This window comes from Microbacterium sp. NPDC056569 (genome assembly GCF_042793475.1).
GTDB lineage: Bacteria > Actinomycetota > Actinomycetes > Actinomycetales > Microbacteriaceae > Microbacterium.
In genome coordinates this window covers 271,380-284,602 of record NZ_JBHTUV010000001.1, presented here as the reverse complement: position 1 = coordinate 284,602, position 13,223 = coordinate 271,380, and the positions used below count along the sequence as shown (strand labels likewise).

Genomic DNA, 13,223 nt, shown 5'->3' with positions numbered 1-13,223 from the left:
GGCTCAGCACGCACCCCACTGCCCGGCGGCGGCCGCGACGGCTGCGGCCTCCAGTGAGCGCAGCAGCGCCTCCTGAGCGCGATTGGGCGAGTAGACCTCCACGCGCGCATCGCCTTGGGCGACCAGCTCACCGTTGACGAAGCGACCCTCGGGCGTCCAGAGGTACAGCAGGGTCCTGCCGTACTGGTCGTGCACCTCGGCGTCGGGGGCGACCCAGATCGTCGACCCGGGGGGAACGAGCGACGACAGCTTCGCCGTCGCTTCCGCGCCCCAGCAGTCGACTGCGGGAGAGATCTCAGGGGTGTCGATGCCGAGCAGGCGTACGCGGGTGGACTCGAGGTCGCCGACGACGGCGTTGGGTGACACGACGCGGGCACGCAGCGTGTCGCCGTCGTGGACGCTCTCGACGGTCATCTCGAAGGCGTCGGCAGGGATCGCCGGCATGGTGACCGCCGCGTCGGGGGACGCCGGCACGACCTCCGCGGCGCCGTGGCTGCGCCCGACGAACCACCAGAGGGCGGTTCCCGCGATCGCGAGCAGCAGGATGCCGAGGAGGACGCGTCTGACCACGACGCGAGCTTATGCGCCGGCGGCGACGCGACACGGCGCCGGGTCAGCGAGTCAGGCGGCCAGGCGGAGTCCTCGCTTGTCGGTGGCGACGCGCTCGCCGTCGGCGATCGTCTCGTCGTCGCCGATGAGCGATCCGCCGGCCACGCGTGCGTCGTGCCCGACCTGGGTGCGCACGCCGATCTTCGCGCGCGGCCCGATGGCCGCGCGGGGACCGATGTGGGCGTGCGGTGCGATCTCGGCGTCCGGTCCGATGACGGCCCCCGTCTCGACCCACACGCCACGGCCGACGTGCGCGCCTGCGGCGATCTGCACGCCCGGTTCGACATACGCCCCCGCCTCGACGATGGCGCTCGGGTGCACCTTCGCTCCATGCGCGATGAGGCCACGGCCATTGACGTGCTTGCGGTAACGCAGCGTCTCGCCCTGGTCGTTCTCGATGTCGATGTAGTTCTTGCCCACGTTCCCCTCCTGGAGCAGCACATGGTGCTGAGTACAGGAATAACGGTGGGCGGGGGTGATTCATTCCCGCGCATCGGAACGATTCGGCGACAGCGGGCGAAGGCCCCGCGCCCTCCGTGGACGCGGGGCCGCAAAAGGGTGGTGGTCAGCGGGTCACGTACTCGTCGGCCGCCGAGAGAGCCCGGTCGATCACGTCCAGGCCGCGCACCAGCTCGTCCTCGGTGATCACGAGCGGAGGCGCCACGTGCACGCGGTTGAAGTGCGTGAAGGGCCACACGCCTTCTCGCTTGCACGCCGCGGCGACCGCGGCGATGGGCGCAGCATCCGTCCCGCTCGCGTTGAACGGCACCAGCTGCTCGCGGGTCTCGTGGTCCTTGACGAGTTCGATCGCCCAGAAGAGGCCCCTGCCTCGCACGTCGCCGACGGACGGATGCCGCGACGCGAGGTCGCGCAGGCGTGGCTCGACGATGCGCGAACCGAGGTCGCGCACGCGCTCGAGGATGCCGTCGCGCTCGAACACCTCGAAGGTCGCGACGCCGGCGGCGCACGCGAGCGGGTGGCCGGAGTACGTGAGCCCGCCGGGGAACGCCACGGTGTCGAAGTGCGACGCGATCCGGTCGGAGATCACGACCCCGCCGAGCGGCACGTAGCCCGAGTTCACGCCCTTCGCGAAGGTGATGAGGTCGGGCTGCACGTCGAACGCCTGGAACGCGAACCACTCGCCCACGCGACCGAAGCCGACCATGACCTCGTCGGCGATGTAGACGATGCCGTAGCGGTCGCACAGCTCGCGCACACCGGCGAGATAGCCGGGCGGCGGCACCAGCACGCCGTTCGTGCCGACGATCGTCTCGATGATGATCGCCGCGATCGTCGACGCGCCCTCGAGCACGATGGTCTGCTCGAGGTGCTCCAGTGCGCGCTGCGTCTCCTCCTCGGCGCTCGACGAGTGGAACGCCGAGCGATACGGGTAGGGGCCGAAGAACTTGGCGGTCGAGCCGTCGGCCGGCTCGTTGGGCCAGCGGCGGGGGTCGCCGGTGAGCGAGATCGCGGTGGTGGTGTTGCCGTGGTAGCTGCGGTACATCGACAGCACTTTGCGGCGGCCGGTCACCAGGCGCGCCATGCGCACCGCGTTCTCGTTCGCGTCGGCGCCGCCGTTCGTGAAGAACACCTTCTCGAACCCGTCCCCGGCGACGTCGGCGATGCGGCGGGCGAGTTCGCCGCGGACGTCGTTGGCCATGGACGGCTGGATCGTCGCGAGACGACCCGCCTGATCCTGGATCGCCCGGACGAGATCCGGATGCTGATGCCCGAGGTTGAGGTTCACCAGCTGCGAGCTGAAGTCGAGATAGGCGTTGCCGTTGTAATCCCAGAAGGTCGCGCCCTCACCGGCCGCGACGGGAAGCGGGTCGATGAGCGCCTGCGCGCTCCACGAATGGAACACGTGGCCGCGGTCGTCCGCGCGGACGCGGGCGTCGGCCTCGGGGTCGGGGAGCGGGCGGGCGGCGCCGGTCGGGTCGGTGTAGACGGCGGTGTCTGCGAGTGTGTCGGTCATGGGAGTCCCTGGATTCCGGATGCTGGGGGTCAGTTGTTCTGGGGGAAGCCGAGGTTGATGCCGCCGTGGCTGGCGGGGTCGAGCCAGCGGGAGGTGATGGCCTTCTCGCGGGTGAAGAAGTCGAACCCGTGCACGCCGTAGGCTTTCGCGTCGCCGAACAGGGACTGCTTCCACCCGCCGAAGGAGTGGTAGGCGACGGGGACGGGGATGGGGACGTTGATGCCGATCATGCCGACCTGCACCTCGTTCTGGAACCGGCGGGCGGCGCCGCCGTCGTTGGTGAAGATCGCGGTGCCGTTGCCGAACTGGCCGGAGTTGATGAGGTCCAGGCCCTCGTCGTAGCTGTTCACGCGGACGATGGAGAGGACCGGTCCGAAGATCTCCTCCTGATACGCCTTGCTGGTGGTGGGGATGTCGTCGATCAGGGTGGGGCCGAAGAAGAACCCGTCCTCATGGCCCTCGACCGTGTAGTTGCGGCCGTCGACGACGATCCTCGCCCCGTCCGCCTCGGCGATGTCGACATAGGACGCCACCTTGTCGCGGTGGATGTCGGTGATCAGCGGCCCCATGTCGGGCTCGACACCGTCGGTACCCGCCCCGTTGCCGATGCGGAGCTTCGCGATGCGGTCGGTGATCTTGGTGATCAGCTCGTCCGCGACCGGCTGCACGGCGAGTACGACCGAGATGGCCATGCAGCGCTCGCCCGCGGCGCCGTAGCCGGCGTTGACAGCCTGGTCGGCGACCAGGTCCAGGTCCGCGTCCGGGAGGACCAGCATGTGGTTCTTCGCGCCGCCGAGCGCCTGCACCCGCTTGCCGTGCTTCGAGGCGGTCTCGTAGATGTACTGCGCGATCGGGGTCGACCCGACGAAGCTGATCGACTGCACGACGGGGGAGGTGAGCAGCCCGTCGACGGCGAGCTTGTCGCCCTGCAGCACCGTGAACACTCCGTCCGGCAGGCCGGCTTCCTTCCACGCCTGCGCGAGCCACAGCGCGGCGGACGGGTCCTTCTCGCTCGGCTTCAGGATCACGGCGTTGCCGGCGGCGATCGCGATCGGCACGAACCACAACGGCACCATCACCGGGAAGTTGAACGGCGAGATCACACCCACCACGCCGAGCGGCTGCTTCAGCGAGTACACGTCGATCCCGGTCGACGCGTTCTCGCTGAACGCGCCCTTGATCAGGTGCGGGAACCCGGTGGCGAGCTCCACGACCTCCTGGCCGCGGAGGATCTCCCCCATCGCGTCCGAGAGGACCTTGCCGTGCTCCGCCGTCACGATCTCCGCCAGTTCCGCCTTCCGCGCATGCAGGATCTCCCGGAAGCTGAACAGCACCGCCTGGCGACGGGCGATCGAGTAGTCCTTCCACACGTCGAACCCCCGGGCGGCGGAAGTGATCGCCTCGTCGATCTCCGCCTCGTCGGCGAGCGCCACGCGCGCCGTCACCTGTCCGGTGGCCGGGTTGTGGATCGGGGCGGTGCGGCCGCTCATCGACGCACGCTCCGCGCCGTCGATCCAATGCGAGACGACCCGCACGTCGGCGTCTGTGGCCGCGGCGGCGACGGTGCTCTCGGCGATGCTCATGGTGCTCCTTCTCGGCGTCGGACAGATCGTGTGGCGATCCCGTAGGCTGGATGCGTCCCAGCCTGTCAGAGAAGAAGAGGCGGCCACGGTGCCCGACCGTCGCGAAGATCAGGCGATCCACACGGATCGTCCGGCAGATCGATCCGCAGATGAGATCCTCCCGACCGTGCGCGAAGTGATCGCGCTCGAAGCGGTCGCGCAGGGTGTTCCCGAGGTGCTCGTCGGCGACGACGCGCTCGATGCGCGCGTCCGCTGGCTGCACGTGTCCGACAGTGCGGGAGTCGCGCGACTGCTGGACGGCGGCGAGATGCTGCTCTCAACCGGCTCGTCATGGCCGGTCGAGCCGGTCGACCTTCGCCGGTTCATCGACGAGCTCGCGGACGCCGGTCTCTCGGGTCTCGTGCTCGAGCTGGGCACGCACTACCGCTACGTCCCCGCGGTGGTCGTCGAAGCCGCTCGAGACCGGGAACTCGCCCTCATCGTGCTCCACCGGGAGCTGAAGTTCGTCACGGTCACCGAGGCCGTGCACAGTCGCATCATCACCGGGCAGACCGACGCTCTCCGCGCCCGCGACGAGGTCCGCGAGCGGTTCACCGCCCTCGTGCTGCGCGGTTCGCCCGCGGACTTCATCGTCCACCAGCTCGCGCAGACGCTCGGCGCGCCGATCGTGCTCGAGAACCTCGGCTACGAGGTCGTGGCCGCCGAGGTGCCGCTCGCGATGGAGGAGGAGCTCTTCACCGAGTGGGAGCTGCGGTCCCGCTCCGCGCACCGGCGCTCCGAGCAGCGCCGCGAGCGGGGCATCCCCGCCGGCGCAGACGACTGGCTGATCGTGCCCGTCGAGGCACGAGGCATCCGTTGGGGCAATCTCATCGCGCTGCCGGGGCCCGAGCACGCCGCCGGGCGGACGGCCGTGCTGGAGCAGGGCGCGATCGCCCTCGCTGTCGGTCGCCTCGCCGACGGTGACGCCGACGAGTGGGCGCGGATCGGCCGGCGTCGCCTCGTCGACGGATTGCTCGCCGGTCGCTTCGCCGGCGTCGGCGGCGCCGCGGCGCGCCTCGAGGCCGCGGGCCTTCCACTGCGCGGTGCGAGGCTCTACGGACTGGTCGTGTCGGGCGCGCAAGTCGCCGTGGAGCGAGCGGATGCTGCCGCCCGCGCGCTGCGCGGGCGCGCGCTGGCCGGCTCGGCGCCGGCGGGTGTCGGGGGGCCCGCCGCCACGATGCTGCTGTCGCTGCCGCCCGACGTCGTGTTCGACGATGCTGCGGTCATCGCCTTCGTGCGTGCTCTCGTCGACGCCGCAGACGTCGAGCGCGTCACGGTGTCGGTCGGCCGCGGCGCCGAGGGCATCGATGCCGCGCTCGCGTCGGTGCACGAGGCGGTCGACCTCGCCGGAGGCCGGCGGCGCCGCCCAGGGCGCGGCCCGCACCTGCGGCGGGCGGAGAACCGCCCGCTCGTGCAGCTCGTGGCCGCGCTGCGCGACGACCATCGCGTGCTCGAGCACGGCGAGCGGATGCTCGCCCCGCTCATCGCCTACGACCTGTCGCGGTCGGGCGACCTGCTGGACGTCCTCGAGGCCATGCTCGCCCACCCCGGCAATCGCACCGCGGCGGCCGGAGCATCCCATCTGTCGCGCTCGGTGTTCTACCAGCGCATCGCGCTCATCGAGGAGCTCCTGGGCGCCGACCTCGACGACGGCGAGACCCAGACCGCGCTGCACCTGGCCCTGCTGGTGCGGAGGTCGGCCGGGCGCTGACGCGTTCAGGTGTCAGAGGACTGCCATGGGTCGACAAGGTCGATGCGAGATGAGCTCCAGCTCAGCCCGCGAAGTAGACCTTGCGGAGCGTCTCGCGCACGGTCCACACGGTGCGCATACCGGCAGTCAGGCGCGCCACGGAACCTGCGCGGAGTTCGATCGGCTCGAGTGCCGGATCGCCGAACGACACGGTCGCCGATCCCGAGAGAACGACGAAGACCTCGTCGGTCTCGACGTCCGTCGACGTGCCGGGCGTGTGCTCCCACACGCCGATCTCGACGCCGCCGATCTCTCCCAGCTCGGCGAATCCGGTGGCCGGCGCGCCCGCGATGACCTGGGCCGTGGACACCGGCTCGAGCTCGACCGCGAGGGACGCGGCATCCGTCACGATCCCGGGGTTCACGAGTCGAATCCCAGGCCCAGTGCGTCCAGCGTCTTCAGCAGGAGGTTGCGCCTGCCCTTGTTGTGGTCGGCGCGGTCGAGCGACCAGCGCGTCGCGTTGATGCCCATCGACGCAGCGGGCTCGGGCGGGAACGGGAGCGGGCGTTTGCGAACCATCTCGAGTTGGGTGCGCTCGTTCTTCACCCCGTCGAGCAGGTCGAGCATGACCTCTCCAGCGAAGCGGGTGGAGCCGACACCGAGCCCCGTGAAACCGGCGGCGTAGGCGACGCGGTTGTCACGCGCGGTGCCGAAGAACGCCGTGAACTGGGTCGAGGTGTCGATCGCGCCGGCCCACTGGTGGGTGAAGCGGAGGCCCTCGAGCTGCGGGAAGGTCGTGAAGAAGTGGCTCGCGAGCTTGGCCCACGTCTCGGGTCGGTTCTCATACTCGGGATTCATCTTCCGGCCGTACCGGTAGATCGCGTCGTAGCCGCCGAACAGGATCCGGTCGTCCTTGGTGATCCGGTAGTAGTGGAACTGGTTGGCCATGTCGCCGATGCCCTGGCGGTCCTGCCAGCCGATCGAGGCGAGCTGGTCGGCGGTGAGAGGCTCGGTCATGAGCACGTAGTCGTAGACGGGCACGGTCATGAGCCGGTTGCGCTTGATCAGCGACGGGAAGACGTTGGTGCCGAGGGCGGCACGCGATGCCTCGACGCGCCCCTCGGCGGTGACCACGACCACGCCCGGACCGCTCGTGTCGAGCGCGGTCACGTGCGAGCGCTCGAAGATCTGGACGCCGCGCTCCTCGCAGACGCGGGCGAGCTCGGCCGCCATCAGCGCCGGGTGGACCATGCCGCACGCGTTCTTCTCCCACACCGCCGCGAGATAGGTGGGGGAGTGGACGGATGCCTGGGCCTCGGCCTGGTCGAGATAGACGACGCCCTCCTCGCCTTCGGCGGCCCACTTCTTCAGCCATTCGACCTGGTGAGGTTCGACGGCAGGAGCCAGCTGGCCGGTCCGCTCGAACTGGAAGTCCATGCCGTAGCGGGCCTGGGACGCCTCGATCGCGTCGAGGTTCTCGCGGCCGAGCCGGTCGAGCGTCGGCATCTCCTTCGGCCAGCGGGCCATGCCGTTCTCGTGTCCGTGGGTGAGGCTGGCCTCGCAGAACCCGCCGTTGCGACCCGACGCGGCCCACCCGGCGCGCTGCGCCTCGACGACCACGACCCTCGCATCGGGGTCGCGCTCGGTGGCGAGGAGCGCCGTCCACAGGCCCGTGTACCCGGCGCCCACGACCACCAGGTCGGCGCGATGCGTCCCGGTCAGCGACGGACGGTCGGGTGCGAGGCGTTCGGGAAGGTCGTCGCGCCAGAACACCGAGTGCTTCGTATCGGCGAGAGAGTGCCGGACGACGGATGCTGCCGGCCGCTGTCGTTCGAAGACGGTCGTGCCCACGGTTATCAACTCCGATGCGGTGTGTGGTGCTCCCATCCTCGCCCGCCTCCCGGATGGGCGCGGGCTTTCCGTGTCGGAAGTTGTCCGGTGGGCCGGACAGGTTGTCGCGTCGCGTCAGCCGGCGACGAGCTCACCGACGAGGGCATCGACGTCCGCGACGCGGGCGTAGGTGCCGTCGAGCGCCGCCATGAAGGCGAGATGCACCTGCGAGCCCGGCACGGTGCGGCCGCCATACGCGAGGTGCGGAGCTGCGCTTGCGTCCTGCGCGACGGCGATGCGGAAGCCGAGATCGGAGGCCGCGCGTACGGTCGCGTCGACGCACATGCTCGACATCATCCCGGCCACGACGATCTCGTCGGCGTCCGCCGCCCGCAGCAGGGACTCGAGCCCTGTGCCGAGGAACGCGTTCGGCTGGTGCTTGACGATGACGTGCTCCTGGCCGTCCGGCGCCACGCGCGGATCGAACTCCACGCCCGGAGTTCCGGGGGCGAAGAACGCGGCATCGGGTCCCTCCCAGATGTGCTGAACGTGCACGACCCGCTCGCCCGTCGTGCGGAACGCGGCCAGCAGTCGCGCGGCGGCATCGGCTGCGGCATCCGGGTCGACGAGTGGGTGCCGACCCCCCGGGAAGTAGTCGCGCTGGATGTCGATGAGCAGGAGCAGTCGGGTCACCGGAACAGCATAGATGCGGGCGCGTCAGGCATCGGCGGCGGCGAAGACGCGCTCGCCCTCGACGAAGGTCTGGAGTGTCCGCGTCGCGCCGATCTCCTCAGCACCCCCGGCGAAGGGATCGCGGTCGAGCACGGCGAGGTCGGCGAGTTTGCCGACCTCGATCGTTCCGGTGATGTGGTCGAGGTGATTCACCCAGGCCGACCCCGCGGTGTAGGCGGTGAGCGATGTCGCGAGGTCGAGGGACTGCTCGGGGAGGAACGCCTCGTAGTCGCCCTCCTCGTGGCCGGGCGCGGCCGTGCGGTTGACGGCGGTGTGGATCGCGGCCATCGGATCCGGCGTCGACACCGACCAGTCGCTGCCGGCGGCGAGCACCGCACCGGCGCGCAGCAAGTCGCCGAACGGGTACTGCCACGCGCTCCGCGGCTCGCCGAGGAACGGGAGCGTCAGCTCGACCATCTGCGGCTCGTAGGTCGCCCACAGCGATTGCATGTTGGCGGCGACGCCGAGGTCGCGGAAGCGTCGCACGTCCTCCGGGTGCACGACCTGGATGTGGGCGATGTGGTGGCGATTGTCGCCGCGGCCGTTGCGCCCGATGGCATGCTCGACCGCGTCGAGGCACTCGCGCACGGCGCGGTCGCCGATCGCGTGGAAGTGCACCTGGAAGCCCTCGGCGTCGAGCAGCGGCACGGCCTCGTTGAGCACCTCCGGCGGGACGAACGAGATGCCGGAATTGTCGGTGAAATGCCCGTGGCCGTCGCAGTACGGCTCGAGCATCGAGGCCGTGAAGTTCTCGGCGACGCCGTCCTGCATCACCTTGACCGAGGTCGCGGCGAAACGACCAGCCCGATAGCGGTCGCGCCGCTCCAGGATCGAGGGGATCTGCTCGAGGCCTCGCGTTCGGTCCCACCAGATCGCGCCCACGACGCGGGCCGTGAGGGTCCCCGCCGCAGCGGCCTGGAGGTAGGCCGGGCCGGGGTCGCCGGCGTCCCCGTACGAACCCACGATCGCGTCCTGCCACGCGGTGATGCCGAAGGAGTGCAGGTACCGCTGCCCCAGCAGGAGAGCCTCGGTGAGCCGATCCAGCGGCTCGTCCGGGAGCAGGCGGTTGACCAGGCCCATGGCGCCCTCGTGCAGCGTGCCCGACGGGTTGCGGTCGGCGTCGCGCTCGATGCGCCCGTCGGCGGGATCGGGGGTATCGCGGTCGATGCCGGCGAGCCGCAGCGCCGCGGAGTTCACCCACGCGCCATGTCCGTCGCGGTTGGGGAAGAATGCCGGGCGGTCCCCGGTGACGACGTCCAGCGCCGCGGCGGTCGGCGTGCCGCCCGGAAAGGCCGACATCTGCCAGCCGCCGCCGAGGATCCATTCATCCGCCTCGTGCGTCCGGGTGTACGCCGCGATCGCGTCGACGTACTCGGCTGCCGTGCTCAGCCCGGCGAGGTCGCAGCGGAGCATGTCGAGCCCGCCCCAGACCGGATGCACGTGCGCGTCCTGGAACCCCGGGATCAGCATCCGACCGCGCAGGTCCACGACCTCGGTCGCGGGGCCGGCGAGGTCGCGCACCTCGTCGCCGCCGACGGCGATGATGCGGCCGCCGGCGACGGCCACCGAGGTCGCCCGGGACCGCACGGTGTTCGCGGTGAAGACGGGCCCGCCGGTGAAGACGAGATCGGCGTGCGGCATCCGGTCAGCCGCCCGTCATCGTGCGGGCGATCTGGGTCGCGGAATCGCCCGCGCGCTTGAGCACCAGGGCGACGAGCGCGAGGGCGACGAGCGTCAGCACGAGCATGATCGTGGACACCGCGGCGATCTCGGGACGCAGGCCGGTGCGCAGCGCGCTCAGCACGTACACCGGCCACGGGGTCGTGCCCGACACCTGCACGAACGCGGCCACGATCGTGTTGTCGAGACTCAGGGTGAACGCGAGCAGGAAGCCCGCGAGCACGGCCGGCATGGCGAGCGCGAGCGTGACCCGGCGGAACGTCGTGAACGGCTTGGCGTAGAGGTCGGCGGATGCCTCCTCCAGCTGTGCGTCCTGGCCCACGAGCCGGGCGCGCACGATGTACGACACCACGGCGGTCGCGAACAGCGACGAACCCACCGACAGGCGCACGATGCCGTCGTTGAACATCGTGATCCCGAGGTCCTGCCCGAGGAACACCATGAACGGTAGGAGCGCGACGGCGTCGACGATCTCGGGAGTCACCGACACCAGGAGCAGCAGACCGAGGAACCACCACACCCACTTGCCCGGATGCCGCGCCATGGCGATGCCGGCGAGCGTGCCGAGCACCGTCGCGATGATCGCGGCGATGAGCGCCGTGAGCAGCGACACCCGGACGGCGTTCTGGATCGCCGGTTTCGTCAGGATCGAGAGGAAGGCGTCGAAGCCGAACCCGTCCCACACCGCCAGGAGGCGGCCGGTGTTGAACGAGTGGACGACGATCACGATGATCGGCAGGAACAGGAACAGCATGACGAGCACGCCCCAGACGCCGAAGGCGACGTCCGACCACGGCTTGCGCACGCGCCGCCGGGGGGCGGTACGCGATCGGCCGTCTCGCGCCTGAGCCTGGAGGATCGTCTCGGTCTCGGTCTGCGTGGTCACGTCGTCACCTCCAGAGTCGCTGCGGGTGCAGCATCCGTCTTCGCGATCTCGGGAACCGGACCGAGGACCAGCCGATTGCGGGAGCGGAACGGCAGGGCGACGAGCCAGATGATCGCCGCGGCTACCGCGATCGCCACCAGGATCAGCAGCATGAGCAGCACCGCCATCGCCGATCCGAGGGCCCAGTTCTGGGCGGTCTGGAACTGTCCGGCGACGAGCTGGCCCACCATGTTGCCCTTCGCACCGCCCAGGACCGTCGCGGTGATGTAGTCGCCCATCAACGGGATGAACACCAGCAGCACGCCGGCCACGATGCCCGGTTGCGACAGCGGCAGGGTGACGCGGAAGAACGTCATGAGCTTGCCGGCGCCCAGGTCCTTGGAGGCCTCGCGCAGCGCCGGACCGACCCGGTCGAACGCCACGAACAGCGGCAGGATCATCAGCGGAAGGTAGTTGTAGACCACGCCGATGATCACCGCGGCGCGCGTGTACAGCACCTCGAGCGGGCCGTCGAGCACCCCGATGCCCTGCAGCAGGGTCGACAGCCATCCCTCGGGGGCGAGGATCACCTGCCAGCCGATCGTCCGGACGAGGAAGTTGGTCCAGAACGGCACGAGGACGAGGGCGATCAGGATGCCGCGGCGCTGGGGCTTGACCTTGAAGGCCATCCAGTACGCCACCGGGGCGCCGATCGCGAAGCAGAGCACCGTGCCGATGATCCCCACCCACAGCGTGTTCGCGAACGTCGCGAAGAACGTCGGAGACACCGCCTCGACGTACCGATCGAGCGACAGGATGTCGTTGGCGTGGGTGCCGAAAACCCCCGGCTTGTAGCCGAAGCTGAACCACACCACCATCGCGACCGGCGCGACGAAGAACAGGAGCAGCCACGCCCACGCCGGGACGGCCAGCGCGGGCCCCACCGCGCCGGTGGCGCGGTTACGCACCGGCGGCAGCCTTCACCTCGTTGTAGATCTCGACGCGCGTGCTCAGCGAGTCGTTGAGCACCTGCTCGTGCATGCTCTCGAGCTGCTCGGGCGTGAAGAAGATCATGTCGAGGCGCTCGACCTCGGCGTCCTCGGCCGCCGCCTGCATGTCCTTGCCGCCCACGTTGTAGCCGACCCACTCGAGGTTCAGCAGCTGGTTCTCGGGGGTCATCGCGAAGTCGATGAAAGCGTGAGCAGCCTCCGGGTGGGCCGCCCCTGTCGCGATGGCCCAGTTGTCCATCCAGAGCTCCGTCTGCGGGCCGGGAAGCACCCACTGCCAGCGGTCGGGCTCTGACGACTCCTGGATGCCGAGGCGGGCGTCGCCGTTCCAGGCCATGAGCAGCGCGTGGGTGCCCTGCGGGATCGTGTTGGCGCCGGCGGCCGAGTCGAACGCCGCGACGTGCGGGGCGATCTTCTCGACGAGGAAGGCGCGCGCCGCCTCGAGCTCGTCGGGGTCGTCGGTGTTCCAGTCCAGGTCGTTGGCCCAGAAGTACGATCCGACGACGCCGGCAGGGTCGTCCGACATCGCGGTCTTGCCGCTCGCCTCGTTCTGCGCCGCATCGAAGTAGTCGGCCCACGTGGTCAGCTCGCGGGTGATCACGGTCTTGTCGTAGACGTAGCCCGTCGTCCCCCACGCCTTGCAGACGGAGTAGTCGTTGCTCGGATCCCACGCGCGGCCCAGGAAGGCCGGGTCCATGTTCGACAGGTTGGGCAGGAGATCCTTATTGAGCTTCTGCAGCAGTCCCTGCTCGATCATCTGCGGGATGAACACTCCCGTGGGCACGACGATGTCGTAGCCCGATGTGCCCTTCGCCGCGACGAGCTTCGCGATGAGCTCCTCGTTCGATCCGTACGAGTCGAGCGTGACCTTCGGTCCGAGCTCGGCGGTGAACGCCTCGACCACCTCGGGCGCGTCGTACTCGGCCCACGTGTAGACCGACAGGCTGTCCTCGAGTGCGCCGCCGGTGGCCTGCGGCGCCGGCGAACCGCTGCCGCCCGGTGCGCAGGCGGCGAGCACCGTGGCACCGCCGGCGAGTGCGGCGAGACTCAGGAAGCGCCGGCGCGAGAGCTCGCGGATGATCACGGGCGCGGCGGCCTCGGGGGCGAGGATGCGGAGCGGGGTACGAGGCTGAGTCATCGGGTACTCCTGGGTTCGGTTCGGAGAGCCGGGCGGCGGATGCTGCGGCTCAGGGCGTGCGTCGGGTCGGCAGGT

Annotated in this window: 12 protein-coding genes; 1 reads left to right on the top strand and 11 read right to left on the bottom strand. The window is 70.2% G+C overall.

What is annotated here, in order from left to right; genetic code table 11:
- Positions 1–3 precede the first annotated feature (3 nt).
- The 4 genes from ACFQ7C_RS01120 to ACFQ7C_RS01105 form a co-directional block, all read right to left on the bottom strand.
- Positions 4–570, bottom strand: a complete 567-nt coding sequence (locus ACFQ7C_RS01120; protein ID WP_378896778.1) for a thermonuclease family protein — start codon at positions 568–570, stop codon at positions 4–6.
- A 51-nt stretch (positions 571–621) separates the two neighbouring features.
- The gene (locus ACFQ7C_RS01115; protein WP_378896775.1) at positions 622–1,029 is read right to left on the bottom strand and encodes a transferase; all 408 of its coding nucleotides are present in this window, start codon (positions 1,027–1,029) and stop codon (positions 622–624) included.
- A 145-nt stretch (positions 1,030–1,174) separates the two neighbouring features.
- Positions 1,175–2,584, bottom strand: a complete 1,410-nt coding sequence (locus ACFQ7C_RS01110; protein ID WP_378896772.1) for an aspartate aminotransferase family protein — start codon at positions 2,582–2,584, stop codon at positions 1,175–1,177.
- A 29-nt stretch (positions 2,585–2,613) separates the two neighbouring features.
- The gene (locus tag ACFQ7C_RS01105; protein ID WP_378896769.1) at positions 2,614–4,167 is read right to left on the bottom strand and encodes a CoA-acylating methylmalonate-semialdehyde dehydrogenase; all 1,554 of its coding nucleotides are present in this window, start codon (positions 4,165–4,167) and stop codon (positions 2,614–2,616) included.
- 166 nt (positions 4,168–4,333) lie between these two features.
- Here ACFQ7C_RS01105 and ACFQ7C_RS01100 point away from each other — a divergent pair, with 166 nt between their 5' ends.
- On the top strand, positions 4,334–5,917 hold the full coding sequence (locus ACFQ7C_RS01100) for a PucR family transcriptional regulator (RefSeq protein WP_378896766.1): 1,584 nt from the start codon (positions 4,334–4,336) through the stop codon (positions 5,915–5,917).
- Between the two features lie 61 nt (positions 5,918–5,978).
- Here the strand turns inward: ACFQ7C_RS01100 and ACFQ7C_RS01095 are convergent, their stop codons facing one another.
- From ACFQ7C_RS01095 to ACFQ7C_RS01065, 7 genes are all read right to left on the bottom strand, one after another.
- Positions 5,979–6,320: a cupin domain-containing protein gene (locus ACFQ7C_RS01095; protein ID WP_378896763.1), complete on the bottom strand. Its 342-nt coding sequence runs from the start codon at positions 6,318–6,320 to the stop codon at positions 5,979–5,981.
- Positions 6,317–7,747, bottom strand: coding sequence for an NAD(P)/FAD-dependent oxidoreductase (locus ACFQ7C_RS01090; RefSeq protein ID WP_378896760.1), 1,431 nt, complete (start codon positions 7,745–7,747; stop codon positions 6,317–6,319). The genes ACFQ7C_RS01095 and ACFQ7C_RS01090 overlap by 4 nt, the downstream gene beginning before the upstream one ends.
- Positions 7,748–7,861: 114 nt before the next feature.
- Positions 7,862–8,419, bottom strand: a complete 558-nt coding sequence (locus ACFQ7C_RS01085; RefSeq protein ID WP_378896757.1) for a cysteine hydrolase family protein — start codon at positions 8,417–8,419, stop codon at positions 7,862–7,864.
- 24 nt (positions 8,420–8,443) lie between these two features.
- Positions 8,444–10,099 carry an amidohydrolase gene (locus ACFQ7C_RS01080; protein ID WP_378896756.1) on the bottom strand — a complete coding sequence of 552 codons (1,656 nt, stop codon included), beginning with the start codon at positions 10,097–10,099 and terminating at the stop codon, positions 8,444–8,446.
- Positions 10,100–10,103: 4 nt separating this feature from the next.
- Positions 10,104–11,024, bottom strand: a complete 921-nt coding sequence (locus ACFQ7C_RS01075; protein ID WP_378896754.1) for an ABC transporter permease — start codon at positions 11,022–11,024, stop codon at positions 10,104–10,106.
- On the bottom strand, positions 11,021–11,971 hold the full coding sequence (locus tag ACFQ7C_RS01070) for an ABC transporter permease (protein WP_378896751.1): 951 nt from the start codon (positions 11,969–11,971) through the stop codon (positions 11,021–11,023). The genes ACFQ7C_RS01075 and ACFQ7C_RS01070 overlap by 4 nt, the downstream gene beginning before the upstream one ends.
- On the bottom strand, positions 11,964–13,148 hold the full coding sequence (locus tag ACFQ7C_RS01065; RefSeq protein ID WP_378896749.1) for an extracellular solute-binding protein: 1,185 nt from the start codon (positions 13,146–13,148) through the stop codon (positions 11,964–11,966). The genes ACFQ7C_RS01070 and ACFQ7C_RS01065 overlap by 8 nt, the downstream gene beginning before the upstream one ends.
- Positions 13,149–13,223: the final 75 nt, after the last annotated feature.